This window comes from Streptomyces tatrensis, from assembly GCF_049310065.1.
Classification (GTDB): Bacteria; Actinomycetota; Actinomycetes; order Streptomycetales; family Streptomycetaceae; genus Streptomyces.
Genome location: NZ_JBMDLB010000007.1, coordinates 131,114 through 147,338, shown reverse-complemented (window position 1 = coordinate 147,338; position 16,225 = coordinate 131,114). Strand labels below are relative to the sequence as shown.

At 71.6% G+C, this 16,225-nt stretch carries 15 protein-coding genes and 1 pseudogene; 7 read left to right on the top strand and 9 right to left on the bottom strand.

The window, feature by feature from the left end; genetic code table 11:
- Positions 1–90: 90 nt before the first annotated feature.
- The 4 genes and pseudogenes from ACODT5_RS04410 to ACODT5_RS04395 form a co-directional block, all read right to left on the bottom strand.
- Positions 91–502 (bottom strand): annotated as a pseudogene (locus ACODT5_RS04410) (GNAT family N-acetyltransferase).
- A gap of 89 nt (positions 503–591) precedes the next feature.
- Entirely contained in the window at positions 592–828 is a 237-nt protein-coding gene (locus ACODT5_RS04405) for a hypothetical protein (RefSeq protein WP_422517867.1), read from the bottom strand.
- On the bottom strand, positions 825–1,040 hold the full coding sequence (locus ACODT5_RS04400) for a hypothetical protein (protein ID WP_422517866.1): 216 nt from the start codon (positions 1,038–1,040) through the stop codon (positions 825–827). Before ACODT5_RS04400 ends, ACODT5_RS04405 begins: the two co-directional genes overlap by 4 nt.
- Positions 1,041–1,185: 145 nt before the next feature.
- Positions 1,186–2,490, bottom strand: coding sequence for an MFS transporter (locus tag ACODT5_RS04395; RefSeq protein ID WP_422517865.1), 1,305 nt, complete (start codon positions 2,488–2,490; stop codon positions 1,186–1,188).
- 70 nt (positions 2,491–2,560) lie between these two features.
- Here ACODT5_RS04395 and ACODT5_RS04390 point away from each other — a divergent pair, with 70 nt between their 5' ends.
- The 3 genes from ACODT5_RS04390 to ACODT5_RS04380 all read left to right on the top strand — a co-directional run bounded on the left by ACODT5_RS04390 (position 2,561) and on the right by ACODT5_RS04380 (position 7,601).
- Positions 2,561–3,574 carry a GlxA family transcriptional regulator gene (locus tag ACODT5_RS04390; protein ID WP_422517864.1) on the top strand — a complete coding sequence of 338 codons (1,014 nt, stop codon included), beginning with the start codon at positions 2,561–2,563 and terminating at the stop codon, positions 3,572–3,574.
- A gap of 396 nt (positions 3,575–3,970) precedes the next feature.
- Positions 3,971–5,158 (top strand): CapA family protein, encoded by a 1,188-nt coding sequence (locus ACODT5_RS04385; protein ID WP_422519549.1) that lies wholly within the window; start codon positions 3,971–3,973, stop codon positions 5,156–5,158.
- 184 nt (positions 5,159–5,342) lie between these two features.
- Complete coding sequence (locus tag ACODT5_RS04380; RefSeq protein WP_422519548.1) at positions 5,343–7,601, top strand: cache domain-containing protein; 2,259 nt, start codon at positions 5,343–5,345, stop codon at positions 7,599–7,601.
- A gap of 93 nt (positions 7,602–7,694) precedes the next feature.
- Here the strand turns inward: ACODT5_RS04380 and ACODT5_RS04375 are convergent, their stop codons facing one another.
- Positions 7,695–8,510 (bottom strand): hypothetical protein, encoded by an 816-nt coding sequence (locus ACODT5_RS04375; RefSeq protein WP_422517863.1) that lies wholly within the window; start codon positions 8,508–8,510, stop codon positions 7,695–7,697.
- Between the two features lie 336 nt (positions 8,511–8,846).
- Between ACODT5_RS04375 and ACODT5_RS04370 the strand changes: the two genes are divergently transcribed.
- Positions 8,847–9,170 carry a hypothetical protein gene (locus ACODT5_RS04370; protein WP_422517862.1) on the top strand — a complete coding sequence of 108 codons (324 nt, stop codon included), beginning with the start codon at positions 8,847–8,849 and terminating at the stop codon, positions 9,168–9,170.
- An 89-nt stretch (positions 9,171–9,259) separates the two neighbouring features.
- Here ACODT5_RS04370 and ACODT5_RS04365 read toward each other — a convergent pair whose 3' ends face one another.
- Positions 9,260–9,703: an IPT/TIG domain-containing protein gene (locus tag ACODT5_RS04365; RefSeq protein WP_422517861.1), complete on the bottom strand. Its 444-nt coding sequence runs from the start codon at positions 9,701–9,703 to the stop codon at positions 9,260–9,262.
- Positions 9,704–10,008: 305 nt separating this feature from the next.
- Between ACODT5_RS04365 and ACODT5_RS04360 the strand changes: the two genes are divergently transcribed.
- Positions 10,009–11,550 (top strand): glycosyltransferase family 39 protein, encoded by a 1,542-nt coding sequence (locus ACODT5_RS04360; RefSeq protein WP_422517860.1) that lies wholly within the window; start codon positions 10,009–10,011, stop codon positions 11,548–11,550.
- Positions 11,551–11,582: 32 nt separating this feature from the next.
- Here the strand turns inward: ACODT5_RS04360 and ACODT5_RS04355 are convergent, their stop codons facing one another.
- The 3 genes from ACODT5_RS04355 to ACODT5_RS04345 all read right to left on the bottom strand — a co-directional run bounded on the left by ACODT5_RS04355 (position 11,583) and on the right by ACODT5_RS04345 (position 15,034).
- Positions 11,583–12,608 carry a phytase gene (locus ACODT5_RS04355; RefSeq protein WP_422517859.1) on the bottom strand — a complete coding sequence of 342 codons (1,026 nt, stop codon included), beginning with the start codon at positions 12,606–12,608 and terminating at the stop codon, positions 11,583–11,585.
- 176 nt (positions 12,609–12,784) lie between these two features.
- Positions 12,785–13,531: a hypothetical protein gene (locus tag ACODT5_RS04350; RefSeq protein WP_422517858.1), complete on the bottom strand. Its 747-nt coding sequence runs from the start codon at positions 13,529–13,531 to the stop codon at positions 12,785–12,787.
- Between the two features lie 372 nt (positions 13,532–13,903).
- Positions 13,904–15,034 (bottom strand): NADH:flavin oxidoreductase, encoded by a 1,131-nt coding sequence (locus ACODT5_RS04345; RefSeq protein WP_422517857.1) that lies wholly within the window; start codon positions 15,032–15,034, stop codon positions 13,904–13,906.
- Positions 15,035–15,224: 190 nt separating this feature from the next.
- Here ACODT5_RS04345 and ACODT5_RS04340 point away from each other — a divergent pair, with 190 nt between their 5' ends.
- Both ACODT5_RS04340 and ACODT5_RS04335 read left to right on the top strand, forming a co-directional pair.
- On the top strand, positions 15,225–15,650 hold the full coding sequence (locus tag ACODT5_RS04340; protein ID WP_422519547.1) for a MarR family winged helix-turn-helix transcriptional regulator: 426 nt from the start codon (positions 15,225–15,227) through the stop codon (positions 15,648–15,650).
- 118 nt (positions 15,651–15,768) lie between these two features.
- Entirely contained in the window at positions 15,769–16,146 is a 378-nt protein-coding gene (locus tag ACODT5_RS04335; RefSeq protein ID WP_422517856.1) for a hypothetical protein, read from the top strand.
- Positions 16,147–16,225: the final 79 nt, after the last annotated feature.

The window sequence follows — 16,225 nt, the reverse complement described above, 5'->3', positions numbered from 1 at the left end:
GGCACTTACCTTACGGGTCGACCCGTAAGGTAAACAAGAGGCCGGCCCCGCGAACCGACGCCGGCGCGGCGCAAGACGGGCCGGCGGGACCTAGGCAGGGGTGCTGAGCGAGATCCAGGTATCAGGAGGCAGGTCCGGCCGCCCCGGAACGAGCCTGCGCTCCTCGGCCCATGCGTCGCCGGCGATCGCCGTGGCAACCCGGTGCCAGAAGCGCACCGCGGCCGTGTCGGCGTCCTGGAAGGCGATCTCCCACGAGCCGGGGTGCAAGGCGAGGATCTCCTGAACGGCGCGCAGCCCGATCCCCGCCCTTCGCGCACCACGCACCACGCACCACGAAAAAGCTGTTCAGCACGCGCGTCGATCCGATCAGGCCGCGGACGAACGCGAAGCCGACAGGTCTGTCACCGCTCGTCAGGAGGTTCGGCGCCCAGTCGGACTCGGAGAAGGCCTGGTGGAGCCATTCGTCGCGCAAGGCGCCGTCGCCGGGAGCGGTGACCGCCACCCGGCGTGACCGGCGCCATCACCCGGGACGCGACGTCTCCGGGGCATCGGGGGTACTTGCCGGCAGACAGGTGCTTGGTGTCCGGACGTTCAGGGGCGGTGGCGAACCAACCGCAGCACCACTCCCGCGGTGAAGAACAGTGCGCCGAAGCCGAGGAGCGCGAACCCGAACCCGTTGAAGAGGTCGAGGGCCAACCATGGTTCAGCCGACCGGTTCAGCCATGCCACGAGGAGCAGCACGCCGCCCAGGCCGAGGAGGGCCAGGCCGCGGGCGTACCAGGTCTGCGGGTCGCGGTTGTCGACCGGCACCCGCTCGCGGTCCGTCACCGCGACCGCCGCAGCCGCACGGCATACATGGCCGCCATGCCCAGCTGGGCGGCCGCGCTGGCCGCCAGGATCGCCGGCACCAGCCCGCCCGGCATGTCGAGCGGCTCGGGGACCACCAACAGCCAGAACGCCAGCACTCCGCACCACGCCACCCCCATGACGCCGGAGATCCACAACCCTGCCTTCGGGGGCATCGGCTTCTTCACGGTCATGACGATCTCCCCCTGTTGTCTTCCGCCAGGGTAGGTGCGCGAGCTCCTCGGCGACATCCCCGCTTCAGGCAGCCGCACGCTGCGCGAACTCATCGCCCGTGCCCGCCCACTCGCATGCGTTTCAGGGGTTCGGTCCCGCCGGCGGTCAAGCGCTGTCCGCGGGAGTGATGCGGCGCAGGGTGCGGATCGCCGGGATCGAGAGCAGTGCCACGCAGCCCGCCAGGCAGGTGCCGGCCGAGACCAGCAGCAGCGTCTGCGGGGAGGCCAGCTCCGTGGCCGGTCCGGCCAGGATCTGGCCGAGGGCGATTCCGGACACCGAGCCGGCCAGCTCGTACGCGGTGACCCGGTTGAGCACCGCTGGTGGCGTGTGGGTCTGCACGCTGGTCGCCCACATCACCGACCAGAACGCCCAGGCGCCACCGCCGAGGACGTGTCCCGCCAGCAGCACCGGCAGCCCGGCACCCAACGCCACGCAGAGCGGGAGCGCGGTGAACAACGCCATGGCGATCGCGCCGGCGGCCAGCGGCCGGGCCGGGCGCAGTCGCAGGGCGAGCAGGCCTCCGAGCACCGTGCCGACACCGAGGAAGGAGACGGCCAGACCGTACGCGTTCGGGCCGAGGCGGGCGCCGATCAGCGCCGAGCTCAGTGGCACCAGCGGGCCGAAGAGGAGCACGCCGTAGGCCACCCAGATCAGGATCACCGCCCACATCCAGGTGCGGGAGCGGAACTCCTGCCAGCCCTGGCGCAGGTCGCGGCGGAGCGAACTCCGTCGGGCGGTGGCCGCGGAGTTGGCGGCTTCGGCGTCGGTTCCGGTGCCGGTGCCGGCCAGGCGGATGAGCCCCAGGCACAGGGCGCTGAGTACAAAGGTGCCCGCGTCGATCGCGTAAACGGTCCCGGCGCCGGTCAGTACGATCAGCAGCCCAGCCAGGGCCGGGCCGATCAGTTGGGCCAGCGCGTCGGCGACTTTGAGCGTGGCGTTGGCGCGCTGCGGTTCCCGGGCGACCAGCGGGACCATCCCGTTCACCCCCGGCTGGAACATCGCGACGGCCGCACCGGCCAGTGTCGCCATGGCCACCAGCAGCCAGAACGGCGGCGTCCCGGCGAAGAACGCGGCGGCCAGCACCCCCTGGGTGACCACCCGGACGAGGTCCGCGCCGACCATCATCCGGCGCGCGCCGACCCGGTCGGCGAACACCCCGCCGAAGAGGACCAGGAGGACGAAGGTCCCGGTCCAGGTGCCGAGGACGAAGCCGACTCCGGAGATTCCGTACAGCGGTCCGACCGCGAGCGCGGCGGCGACCGGCATCATCGCGTCGCCGACCAGGGAAACGGCGCGGGCGATGAAGTAGAGCGTGAATCGCCGGTCCCACAAGGAGGCTCCGGCGGTCGGCGCATCGGAGTGGACGGTGTGGACGGTCTGGGCCTGTGTTTGTTTCTGTGCGGTGGTCACAGGATGATGCTGGACTAGACCAATGGCTCGCTCCAGTGTCCTGAACGACACGATGGGGTACTTTCGGGCCATGACGCCTCGTCCGCTGCCGAAGTCCCCGGCGATCCACCGGGTCGTGGCCGTGCTGCAGTCCCCGCAGTCGACCTTCCCGCTGGCCTGCGCGACCGAGGTGTTCGGCGACCACAGCCCGGCGATCCCTTCCCGCTACGCGTTCGAGGTCTGTACCGAGCACCCCGGCCCGCTGCGAACCCAGGCCGGATACGACCTGCTGGTCATGACGGGCCTGGACGCGCTGGAGCGCGCGGACACCGTACTGATCCCCGGCTGGCAGCAGCCCGCCGGCACCGAGGTGTCGGCAACGCTGATCGCGGCGGTCCGCAAGGCGCACCGCCGCGGCGCGCGCGTCGTCGGCATCTGCTCGGGCGCGTTCGTACTCGCGGCCGCCGGGCTGCTGGACGATCGCAGGGCCGCCACCCACTGGGCCCAGGCCCCGGAGCTGGCCGCCCGGTTCCCGCGGGTCCGGGTCGACCCCGCAGTGCTGTACGTGGACCACGGCGACGTCGCGACCAGCGCCGGGTCGGCGGCGGGCGTGGACCTCTGCCTGCACCTGGTGCGCACCGACCAGGGCGCCGCGTACGCGATGCGGATCGCCCGCCAGATGGTGATGCCGCCGCACCGCGAGGGCTGCCAGCTGCAGTACGCCGAACTGCCGACCTCCGGACCGGTCGCCGACTCGCTGGCCCCGCTGCTGGAGTGGCTGGCCGGGCGCCTGGACCAGCCGGTCAGCGTCGCCGAGATGGCGGTCCGCTCCCAGGTCTCGGCCCGCACGCTGACCCGGCGCTTCACCGAGCAATTGGGGATCAGCCCCGGACGCTGGCTACTGGACCGCCGTCTCGCCGCCACCCGCGCCCTGCTGGAGGAGACCGACCTGCCCGTGGAAACCATCGCGCACCGGGTCGGCCTCTCCTCGGCCGTCAACCTGCGCCGGCGCTTCCACGAGGCCCTGCGCACCACACCCGCCGCCTACCGGCGCGCTTTTCGAGCGGACGGGGCCGGGCCTGAGGTCGAAAAGGTGCCACGGTGACGCCGACCGCAGCCCGGCCATAGCCCTGGCGAGCGCCAGTTCCAGGGGCGATGGCTTCCGCGGTTCCCGGAAAGGACCCGGCACACCGCCGCGGCTTCGGGTCGGACGCTTCCGTCGTGTTGGGCATGAATGGGGGCCGATGCCTGTACAACCCCCGGGGCCGGTCGGCAGTCGTACCTGCTGTAGTCGACCAGATGTAACGCACGGGGGAGACCGGTGAACAGCTTCAAGAGTCCCATGACGGCCGGCGGCACGGCAGTCGCGTTCGGGGCCGTGGGCGCATCCGCGCCCCCCGCCGGCGGCGCGGCAGCCGGTGGCGTCCCCGGGGCCTCATCCCCGTCGGCCGGTGTGGGGAAGGGCTTCACCCACCCGATCCCGCTCCGCACGGCGGCGCTCATGGGTCTCCTTGCCGCTTCCCTCACCGGCTGTGGAGTCCTGGGAGACTCGGGCGACTACGCGGACGGCGCCATGGGGGCCGGCGGCAGCGGGCGGTCCTTCACCGTGGCCGCGGCCGGCGACATCCTGATCCACCCCCAGCTGATCGACCAGGCCGCCCGGGACGCGAAGGCCGAAGGCCGGTCCGGGTACGAGTTCGACAAGATCATGGCGGGCGTGAAACCCGTCATCAGCAAGGCGGACCTCGGCATCTGCCACATGGAACCGGTCCTCGGAAAGCCCGGCGGCCCCTTCCAGAGCTACCCGGACTTCCTGGTTCCGCCGCAGATCGCGACCACGATCAAGAACATCGGGTACGACACCTGCTCGACGGCCTCCAACCACACCCTCGACCACGGCCCCGATGGCGTGTACCGCACGCTGGACACCCTCGACAAGGCGGGCCTGAAGCACACCGGCTCCGCCCGCAACCAGGCCGAAGCCAACAAGCCGTTGATCGTGGACGTCAAGGGCGTCAAAGTGGCGCAGATCTCCTACGCCTTCGGGTTCAACGGCCGGGAACTACCTGCGGACAAGCCGTGGCTGGCCAACCTGACCGACTTCGACAAGATCGCCGCCGCCGAGACCGCCGCCCGCAAGGCAGGCGCCGAGGTCGTGATCCTGTCGATCCACTGGGGCCGTGAGCACCAGCCCAACGCGAGCAAGCCCCAGCTCAAGCTCGGCCGCCAGATCGCCGAGAAGACCGGGATCAACCTGGTCATCGGACACCACGCGCACGTGGTTCAGCCCTTCGAGAAGGTCGACGGCACCTGGATCGCGTACGGCCTCGGAAACCAGCTCGCCCGCCACGACGTGCCCACCGGCCTGACCGAAGAAGGCGCCATCGGCTGGTTCGAGTTCGCCGAGAAGGGCGGCAAGTGGGACGTGCAGGCCCGGTTCGTGCCGACCTTCACCGACATCCCGCCGGACCCCGAGGCCGCGCAGGACGGCGCCGCCACCGGGGTCGAGATCAAACCCGTACGCGACCACCGCCTGGTCGACGTGGCCGAAGCGCTCCGCAACGACGAGAACCTGCTGCCCGAGCAGCGCGCCCGCTACCGCGTGGCCTTCGAGCGCACCGTGGGCACGATCCTGAACCGGGGCGCCGCCCAGGACGGCCTGCGCCCCCTCCAGGAACTCCCGGGCTGAGCCTCCCCGCCCGGCCCGGACGGCCGGCCCCCGCAGGAACTCCGGGGCTGAGTCCCTCTTGCCCGGCTCGGGACCTTTTACTCGTACATACCGCCATATCCGCAGGATCCATACCCAGGAGAGGAGCGCCCCTGTGGCCGCTTCCCAAACGAAGCGGCGGCGCAAAGCCCGCCGAAGGGCAGACATGTCCCTGCTCGGCGGCATACGCCCGCCGATCGCCGCGCTGTCCGCCCTACTGCTCCTCCTGGCCGGTCTCACGGCCCTGAGCCTGGGCAGCGTCCGCAAGGACCAACTGCCCGAAGCCGTCATGACCTCCCAGCAGCACTTCGCGGAGGACGGCGCGATCGCCCTGCGGGCGTCGCTGGACGAGAGCGTCACCGACCTCAACCGGACCGCCACCCTCTTCTCGGCGGGCGACCCGGTCACCCCCGACGCCGTCCTCGACAAGATCGGCGGCGCCTACCAGAAGTGGCGCGGCACGGCGCTCGTCGAGATCAGCTCCGGCCGGCTACTCGCCGCCCGCGGCGAGAACCTCCCGCTGCCCGCCATCGACTTGTCCAAGCTGTCGGACAAGAGCGGCCTCACACCCCGGATGATCCGCCTGGAGAACGGCGAGACCCGACTGCTGACCCTCGCCCTGCTCACCTGGCCGGGCAAGCCGCAGCAACTGCTGGTCGCCTCCAGCAGCCTGCGCTTCCCGGGCATCAGCCTCGGCGACTTCCGGGCCATCGCGGTCGTGGACTCCGAAGGCCGGATCCTCAGCAGCGACGGCATCCCCGAACCCGAGCAGGTGCTCACCGACCTTCAGCGCGCGGACGTCAAGCGGGACACCAAGCAGCTCAAGTCCTTCGCCAAGTCGGCGGCGAAGAAGGCCAAACGCCACCCGCTGACGACCAAGGAGCCGGGCTCCGGAGGGTTCCGCGGCGTGAGCGGAAGCCTGTTGGGCGGCGAGTTCGCCGGTGACCGCGCCGCCGCCGGCTACGCGACCCTGGCCGGCCCCGAAGCCGGTGTCGGCACGACTGCCACCAGCCTCGGCCTCACCGTCGTCGCCATGGTCAACGTCGCCGAGGACACCCGGCCCGCGACCGACGCCGTCGTCGGCCTCGTCGCGGCAGGCGCCCTGCTGCTCATCGGCGGCCTGGTGATCCTCCTGCTCGTCACCACCGTCCAGCGGCCACTGCTCGCCCTCTTCCTGGAGAGCCGACGGCTGACCCGCGGTGACCTGCACCGGCCCGTGAGGGTCCCGCGCAGCGGTGAAGGCGCCCGGATCGGCCTGTCGCTGGAGCGCCTGCGCCACCAGCTGCTCGACCAGCCCGACCCGGGCCCGGACGGCATCGCCACCGGCGGCAAACTGCGCAAGACCGGGGTCCGCACCCTCGTCGCACTGGCCCTTGTCCTGCTCATCGGCTGGTGCCTGCCCCTCGGGCTGATGCTCAACCGGGCCGGCGAAGACGTCGTCGTGCCCCAGCAGATCGTCAACGACCAGCGCGAGCGCACCGACACCGTGAACGACCGGGTCCGGCGCGCGCTCAACGAAGGGCACGCCGACCTGGTCTCGGTCGCCTCGCTGATGAACGACCGCACCACCCCGCAGCACATGGCCATCGTGCTGGAGCGCACGCTGGAGGAACACCTGCGCTACCAGTCGCTGTACGTGGTCGACGCGAACGGCAAGGTGCTCGCCAGGGCCGGCACGGAGCCGAAGGCGCCCGCCACCAAGGGGCCCGGCCGGGAACCGATCACCCTGGTCACCGGCGGCAACGAACCGATCCTCGTCGCCGCCGCCGACACCTCCAGCCGCAAGGGCGCGGCAGTCGTCGCCGAGTTCCGGGTCGACTTCCTCAACTCGCTGCTGAAGCGGCCGGGCCTGGGCGAGATCCGGGTCGTCGACGCGGAACACCGGGTGATCGCCTCCAGCAGCGGCTACCAGGCCTTCGAGAAGCTCGGCGACAAGCGGCTCGGGGCGCTGGTCGACGGTGCCTCCCTCAAGGTCGGCATGGCGCCCCGCCCGGCCGGTGTCCTCTACCGCGACCGCGGTTCGCCGACCATCGCCGCCGCGACCCCGTTCGTCGGCGGTGGCGCCGCCAAGAAGATGAACTGGACCGTGGTCAGCTGGCAGCCCGCCAGGGGCCTGGCCATCCCCGAGTACAGCCTGCAGAACCGTACGGTGCTGGCCGGCCTGCTCGGCCTCACGGCCGCCGTGGCCTGCCTCGGATGGATCCACCTCATCGTGGTCCGCGCCCTGCGCGAACTCGCCCAGCGGGCCGAGGCCCTGGCGGACGGCGACCGCCGCACCGTCCTGTTCCCGCGCCACCACGACGAGGTCGGCGCCGTCACCCGCAGCCTGGAAGTCATCAGGCAGCAACTCCAGCAGCTGCGCAAGCGGGAAGCGCCCCGCACCACCGGCCGGCCGGAACGGCCCGCCCCGGCCGGAAGGCACTGACCCGCGGAGCTCCGCCTCCGCACCCCGGGATCCGGGGCGGCGGAGGCGGAGCTCCCGGCCGCCATCAAGCTGACGGCTTCGCCGGACGGACCGTCAGCCGAGCTTCCCGGCCTGGGCCTCGACGACGTCCTTGGGGTGGTCGGCGGTGCCGCTCATGCTCTGCGCGTGGAAGACGGCGAGGGTGTTGGCCTTGCGCACGACCACGAGCTCCGTCGAGATGCGTCCGATCTCTTCGTCCGCCATCGCAAGGGTGTACGTCAGGCTCTCATCGCCGACCTCGACCTTGGTGAAGGGGCGCACCGTGGTGTTCCCAAGTTGCTCGCCTTCCACGGTGGCCACGAAACCCTTCTCGCAGGGCAGGCCCGCGTCCTCGAGCGAGCGGAAGACCCGCTCGGCACCATCGCCGTCGTACGAGTACAGGCTGACCACGGTCGCGGTGGCTCCGAGGGCGTTGTGGGCGGCGAGCCGCTTGTCCTCTTCGCTCGCGTCCTTGGCCACCGGCTTCGGCTTGGCGGCCACCGCGATCCGTGCCGCTCCAGTCGGGTGGCCGATCGGTGCGGAGGCCATCCCCTGCAGCACCGGCAGACAGTCGGGGACGTCACTGACGGCGCCCTCCCCAGCCTTCACGTCCTGCTCGGAGACGGCTTTGAAGAGGTGGTCGGGCAGGTCCGCTTGAACCAGGATCATGCCCGCGAGCTCCGCATCCGTCTTCCCCTTGGCGGCCGGAGCCGCCGGAGCCGCCGGAGCGGATGGGGAAGCCGAGGCCGACGGCTTCGCGTCGGCCTTCGCACCGGCCTTCCCGTCGGCCTTCCCGTCGGCGCTGCCGGAGCCGCCGCAGGCGGAGGCGAGCAGTGTCAGAGACAGGGCCGAGGCGGTCAGTACCGTACGGCGGACGAGCGTGGTGGGCATGATGGTGGTTCCCCCACAGGAAGTTCTACGGATACGGCAGCACTCCGGGCCACCCGAGCCGGGTGGTGTCACAGGCTGCGTGACTCACACCGTAGGGGAACGGGGTCCGGCGTCAGCACGCACCTGCCCGCCCTGCACACATCGAACGCCGCGCGTGACCGTGCCCCGACATCCGCGCCGCAGATCTCCGGGGCCCGGGTCCCGGGGCGGAACGGGCGAACACCCCACGGGCCGGGCCGAGCCGCGGCGTGGGGGGAACCGTGGATCCATCGCACGCGCAGAGCACGGCCGGTCCCATCAGGGTGGCCGCGGTCGACGGCCGCGAAGGGCACGCGCATGACGTGGGTGGAGTTCCCGTTCCCCGCTTGTCCGGCCTGCTCCCGCGCGTGGAGTGCGAGCAGGCACCGGGACTGCCCGGCCGGCGGCCGGGACGGTGGGACGCTGGACGTCGACCCGAACGCGGCGCGGGTGCGGTGCGCGGCCTGCCGGGGGACCTGGAGCGTGTGGGAGACGCGGTTCCACTGCGGCTGCGGGCTCCGCTTCGAGGCGGCCGAGGCGTCCTTCCGCGCGTGGCTCGGACACCTCACCGACGCGCTGGCGGGCACGCTCGGGGCGGCGGCGGGACGCGTCGTCGGGAGCCTGGTGCGGACCCTGTTCTGAGGGTCTGTCGGCCCCGGCCCCGGCCCGGTGGGTGGATCGGGGCCGGGGCCGGGGCCGGGGCCGGGGCCGACAGGCAGGAGAGGCGGACGTCAGTCGAGGTAGGTGTAGCCGAGCGGATTGCTGAGCCGCCCGCAGTCGGTGCCCGCGTAGACGGAGACGGTGGCGGCCGTGGGCCACGGGGGTGCGACGGCGACGATGGAGGTGTCGCTGAGCACCACCACGTCCGGGGCTTCCCGGCCGGTGAAGCACCCGTCGGCTCCCAGGGTGCCGAAGAACACCCGCGTATAGGTGCTGAGGCCGGCGCCGGTCAGTGTGACCTGGTTTCCGCCGCTCCGAGGGCCGGCGTCCGGCTGCAGCGCGACGAGCTGCCCCTGCGGATCCCCGTCCGGGGAACCAGGCCGGCTGAAGGGCACCCCGGCCGCACAGTGTCCGGGCCCGGCGGCCTCGGCCCGCGGTGCGGAGTGGACCAACGGCAGGTTCCACAGGAACACCGCGACGAGCAGAAGCCCGGTCCGGCGCTGGGTACGCGTCATGGCGAGGAAGCCTTCCGGCGAATCGGGCGAAACCGGGGAACCCGGGCCGCCCCATCATGGCGAGGCGGTACTCCGCGAATCCAGCACAAACGCCTGATGTCGCGGACGGCCGGGGCAGGCCTGGCCGTTTGGCCGAGGCCCCTCACCCGGAGGTTCCGGCACGCTGGAGGGCCCTGCCGGATCGGGACGAACAGGGTGGCGTGCGCACGGCATCACGGTTCGTCGCTCCCCGGCTCGTGTCGATCGTAGGGAGGGCGTCCGGTGACGCCGACGTACCGTGTGGTGCTGCTGATGAAGGGGACGTCGTGACGCCCCTTCCCTCGCCGGCCGCATCCGCCGCATCCGCCGCATCCGCCGCATCCGCCGCATCCGGCCGGCGGGCGGCTCCCCGATCCGTCGGCTCGATGCGCGTGGCCGGGTGGGCGATGCCGCTGCTCGCGTTCGCGCTGGGGATGTGGGGGATCACGGGCCCGTCCCCGTGGACGGACGAGATCGTCACCATGGACGTGGCGCGGCGGTCGTGGTCGGAGCTGTTCGCGCTGCTGGGTCGCGTCGACGCGGTGCACGGCTTGCACTACGTACTGATGCACCTGGTGGGGCAGGTCACCTCGGTCACCGAGTTCACGATGCGGGTCCCGTCGGCGGCGGCCGTCGCCGTCGCCGTGGCCGGGACGGTGTGGACGGGCCGGGCGCTCGGCGGACCCCGCCTCGGCGCGTGTGCGGGGTTGGCCCTCGCGGTGGCGCCGACGGCGTCCCGCTACGCGCAGGAAGGGCGCTCGTTCGTCTTCGTCATGGCGGCGGCCGTCCTGGCCACCGGAGCACTGGCCCGGATCCTGGGCGGGGACGGCCGGCGGCGGTGGCCGGTCGCGTACGCGGTGCTGCTGGCGCTGCTCGGCTGGTTCAACATCATCGGGCTGCTGCTGCTCGCCGCGCATGCCGTCACCGTGGCCTGGATCCGTCCCCGGCGCCGTACGGTCCTCCGCCTGGCCGCCGCCCAGGCAGCGGCCGTCGCGGCCGTGGCACCCCTGGTCGTCCTGGCCCTGACGCAGAGTTCCGCCGTGGGGGAGTCCCCGCCGGTCTCCCTCGGCACCCCCGCGGCCCTCTTCTCCTGGCTGCTGTTCCCCGGCCAGGACACCCTCCTGACCTCGTTCAAGCTTCTGCTCATCGGCGCGACACTGGCCGCCCTGGGAGCCCTGGTCGTGCGACGGCGTACGAGCCCGACCCTGATCCGGGCCGTGGCCGTGCCGTGGTTGTCCGTACCCCCGGCCCTCCTCGCCCTGGCGACCCTGGCCCAACCCGTCTTCGCCTACCGCTACCTGCTCTTCTGCCTGCCCGCGCTGACCCTGCTGTTCGCCGCGGGAATCCTCACCCTGCCCTGGTGGGCCCGGGTCGCGCTCATCCTGGCGGTGGCCGCGCCCCTGGCCTTCTCCCACCGCGCGATCCGGCTGGAGCAGAGCCGTCCCTGGGACAGCCTGGCCGTCGTGCGGATCCTGCGCGTCCACGGCTCCCCGGGTGACACCGTCCTGTTCAGCGGCGCCCGCTGCGGCCTGATCTCCACCGCCTACCAGGAGGCGTTCACCCGGCGTGCCGACCTCGGCCGCTCCCGCACCGCCGCTGCGGCCGACGCGCTGGACGACGCGCGCACCGACCCGGCCACCCTCGCGTACCGCCTGGAACGCGCCCCCCGGGTGTGGCACGTCATGTGCACCCACCTCTCCCCGGCGGCCCGGCCGGCAGCCGATCGGGCCGCCGCCACCCAGGAACAGGCGATCCGGGCCGCGGGCCTGCGCCCCTCCCGCCACTTCACCATCCGGGGCATCGAGATCACCCTCGAAACCAGGCCCTGACGGCGCCGCCGACCCCGGTGCGCTACGGGTGCTCAGGCGAAGTGCGCGGTGATGCGCTGGAGCGGCACGAACTTGAAGTTCTGGTTCCCACTGGTGGCGGGGGCGCCGTTGGAGCCGTCCTGACAGATGAAGACGCCCTGGGGGAAGGCCGGACCGAGGTTGGCCGCGGTGGCGTCGATGCCGTCGGTGTCCTCGCAGTCGTCGGCCGCGGTGCCGCCGGCGACGGAGAAGCGGCCGAGGTAGGCGCGGGTGGTGCGGTCGTAGACGGTGAAGTCGTTGCTGCCCTGGGAGGAGACGTAGATCCGGTTGCCCGCGGCGGCGATTCCCTCGGCGTCGGCGGTGATGTGGCCGCCGGATCCGGTGGAGTCGAGCTTGGTGCGCGAGGTGCCGGCGGTGGGCTCGGCGCCGTACACCCAGACGCCGACGTCCTCCTCGCCGAGGTAGAGCTTGCCGGTGCTCTCGTCGGCGTAGCAGCCCTCGACGGCGGAACCCGCGTCCCACAGGCGGACCGAGGCCGCGTTCACCGTGTCGCCGTTCACGTCGAGTTCCCACTGCTCGACCCGGCCCGAGGTGGAGTTGGGGAAGGCGTACAGCTTTCCGGAGGCCGGGGAGGTGTAGAGGCAGATGCCGTGGGCGGTGACCTCGGTGGGTACGTCCTTCAGGTGCCCCAGCTGTCGGGTCACGGGGTCGATGCGGTAGACGTGCATGGCGCCGTTGCCGCCGGCGGCCTCGTCGTCCGCGGAGACGACGATGTTGCCGCGCAGGTCGACGTTGTTGCCGTAGTCGCCGCTGATCCGCTGGATGCGGGCGCCGGACAGGTCGTAGACCTCCAGCGCCCCCTTCTTGTCCGTGGCGACGACCACCGACTTGGCGGGGTCGGTCGGGTGAACCCAGATCGCCGGGTCGTCGGCGGCGTCCCCGCTGTGCGAGACGGGCGCGGTCTCCACGCTCGCGGTGACGGAGACGGACGCCGCGTGCGCCGGCGCGGCGGGTACGACCAGTGCGGCCAACGCCGCGGCGGGCAGGACGGCCGTACGGACAGAAGCGGTGAAGGACACCGGGTTTCCCTTCCACTGTGCATGCTGGACAGGGGGAGGGTAGGGAGGCATTGCGTGCTCGGCATGAACAGAAGCTGAACCGGCTGCGCCGTCGGCGTCGCCCTCGGACGGCCGGACACTCGCTCCTTGACCGGGCTGCCCGCCGTAACCGGCCCTGTTCTGGTGGAGTCCCCTGGCTACCGGGTCAGCCGACGTACGCTGTCGAGCGTGATCTCGCCGATCGCGCCGTCCACGATTCGGCAGCTGAAGAAGGCCTCGAAGGGGTCCTTCGACCTGACGATCGGGTGGTTGAGGAAGTCGCCGCTTTCGATCAGGTGCGCTGCGGCGGTGGTGCCGTAGCCCCACGAACCCGCCAGGATCAGCACCGTCTTCTCCGGGGCGAAGGGGTTGGCGCACCGGATGATGAGCCCCTGATCGGACTGGAGCCTTTCGCCCGCATCCACCCGGCAGTCCGTGACCGTGTTCAGTCGGCTGTCGTAGATGGCGCTGTCCTTCCCTTCGGGCCTGCTCGCCTCGCCGAACCGGAGCGTGGTGGTCAGGCTCCCCATCACCTGAGCCGTCAGGGGGTTGGAGTGCGGCCCGCCTATGAGGATCAGGTTCGAGTTGCGCTGTTCGTTCGAGACCTGGTGGCCGGGTCCCAGGTCGAAGTCGCGGAAGCCGCTGCGGTGGAGCTGGCTCTTGAGCTTCAGATAGGCCTCGATGTCGCCGAGACCGGCAAATCCCGCCCGTTCCCTGCGGTAGTACTCATCCTCCATGAAACTGCCCACGGCGACCCAGAAGCCCCCGCTCAGGATCGGCTTCCAGAAACCTCTCAGCACTCTTGTCCTGAGGTTGAAGAAGACCCTCCGCCGGGAAGCACCAGCGGCGAAGGCGATGACGGCTGCGGCAAGGTTGATCAGCAGATCACGCAGGCTGTCTTCCATACTCGATCCCCCTCTTTTGGGGCACGGCCGTCGGCTCACTCCGGACAGACCGACGAGCAGGGGGCCGGAAGTCGTGGGGTGGGGCAGCGGTGTGCTTCTCGTGAGTATCCACATACCGCGTTCACATGGGCAGACCAACTCCTCCTCGGCATCGGGTAATCCGTTGCCCGGGGCTTGGGGACGCTGATCAGCTTCGAGCCCGCCAACAGCTTCCACACCGGGGGATTCACCTTGCGCACTCACCCGATGACCATGCGCTCGAGCGCGAACGCCGCGCGACATCGGCTGAACGATGTGGCGCGGCGTTCTCGGGTCGTCCGTCCTTCCGGCCGTCCCTCCGGACGGAGTCCGGCTGCGGGCCGGGGCCGCGGGCTATCGGCTGAGGGACTTGAGCGACGCCGCGTCGTACGGCTTCAGTTCGTCGAAGCGGTTGCCGAGGACCTTCGCCGCCCACTGCGGGTCCTGGAGCAGTGCCCGGCCGACGGCGACCATGTCGAACTCGTCGCGTTCCATGCGGTCCAGGAGGTCGTCGATGTCGCCGAGCGCCGCGCCTTCGCCGGCGAAGGCGCGGAGGAAGTCTCCGTCGAGGCCGACCGAGCCGACGGTGATGGCCGGCCGGCCGGTGAGCTTCTTGGTCCAGCCCGCCAGGTTCAGGTCCGAGCCCTCGAACTCCGGGAGCCAGTAGCGCCGGGTGGAGGCGTGGAACGCGTCGACGCCGGCCTCCGTCAGCGGGGCCAGGATGGCCTCCAGCTCCTCCGGGGTCTGCGCGAGCCGTCCGTCGTAGGCCTCCTGCTTCCACTGGGAGTAGCGGAAGATCACCGGGAAGTCGGCCGGGACGCGTTCGCGGACCGCGGTCACGACCTCTGCGGCGAACTTCGTACGGTCCACCGCGTTGCCGCCGTAGGCGTCGGTGCGGCGGTTGGTCCGCTCCCACAGGAACTGGTCGATCAGGTAGCCGTGGGCGCCGTGCAGCTCGACGCCGTCGAAACCGATGCGCACGGCCTCCGCGGCGGCGTCGGCGAACGCGCCGATGACGTCGTCGAGGTCGGTGCGGGTCATCGCCCTGCCGGTCCCCTCGGTGCCGTCGACGCGGATGCCGGAGGGGCCGACGGCGGGTGCCTCGGCGTACGGCGCCTCGCCCTGCTTGCGCACCATGCCTATGTGCCACAGCTGGGGCACGATCGTGCCGCCCGACTCGTGCACGGCCGCGGCGACCTTCGCCCACCCCGCCAACTGGTCCTCGCCGTGGAACCGCGGCACCCGGTCGCTCTGCCCGGCGGAGTCGTGACCGACGTAGGTGCCCTCGGTGATGATCAAGCCCACACCCGCGGCGGCCCGGCTGGCGTAGTACGCCTGCACGTCCTCGCCGGGTACGCCGTCGGGGGAGAACATCCGCGTCATGGGCGCCATCGCGATGCGGTTGGGGACGGTCAGGCCGTTCAGGGCGACGGGCCGGGACAGGATCTCGGCCGCGCGTGAGGCGGTTGCCGTGGTGACGGTCATGCGGGTCCTCCGGGTTGAGACTGCGGCTCGTCGGGTGGCAACGAGGAGTGCATAGTACACAGGCTATGTATCATGCATATTGCAGCCGGACCCGTGCGGGGGCCGCCGTTCCCCGGGTGGAGGGGTTCGCGATAATGGAGCGCCGGAAGGAGTGGGAGGCGCAGTGCTGGAGAAACTGGAGCGGGAGCTGATGCTGCTCTCGCGGCACCAGGTGCTTGCCCGGCGGGAGCGCGACCCCGAGCGCCTGGAGCGCTCGGCGTACCTGCTGCTCAGCCGGATCGACACGCAAGGCCCCATGTCCATCGGGCAGTTGTCGGAGGCCTTCGGGCTCGACACCTCGACCGTGAACCGCCAGACGGCCGCGCTGCTGCGTTGGGGACTGGCCGAACGCGTCCCGGACCCGGAAGGCGGCATGGCGCGCAAGCTGCGCATCACCGTCGAAGGCGGGCGCCGGCTCGCCGAGGACCGCGAGGTCAACCGGTCCTGCCTGGCCCGGGTGGTCGCAGGCTGGTCCCCCGAGGAAGTGCGGGAGCTGGAGGACGTCCTGGTCCGGCTCAACCGCAGCGCCGAGGCCCTCGAAGGACGGTTCTGGCCGCGCGCGGAGGAAGCGGAGTAAGGGGTGTTGCCCTGCTCATTTCCTTGCCCGGGCGGCCGGACTCGCGGACGATGCTGCAAGGCCCCTTCCGTCCGGTTCCGCCGGGCCCTGCCGGGGCATCGAACAAAAGGGGGATAAAGTGGCAAACTATCGCACTTCGAGGAAGCGTTCCCGTACGGCGATGTCCGCGCTGGTACCGCTCTTCGTGCTCGCCGGGCTCCTGCTCGGCCCGGCGGCGACCGCCACGGCAGCGGCGTCGGCCGCGTCGGCCGTCCGGCAGGCTCCCGCGGCTGCGGCCCACCCGCAGGGCCCGCTCCTGGCGGGCGTCGGCGCGGTGACCGTACTTCGCGCGCCGACGTCGTCCCAGGTCCAGGCCACCACCGGCAACAAGAAGAAAAAGAAGAGCAAGAAGAAGAGCGGCGGGTTCTTCAAGATCCTCCTCGTCATCGTGCTCCTCGTCATCGTCGCGCTCGCGATCTTCTTCGGGGTACGGGCGCTGCGCCGCAGGTCCGCCTAGGGCTTGCCCGGCAGATCGTGTGACGCGTCCACCGTTGATGGGCCCACCGTCCGGAGTCCCGGCCCGCAACTCCGCATGG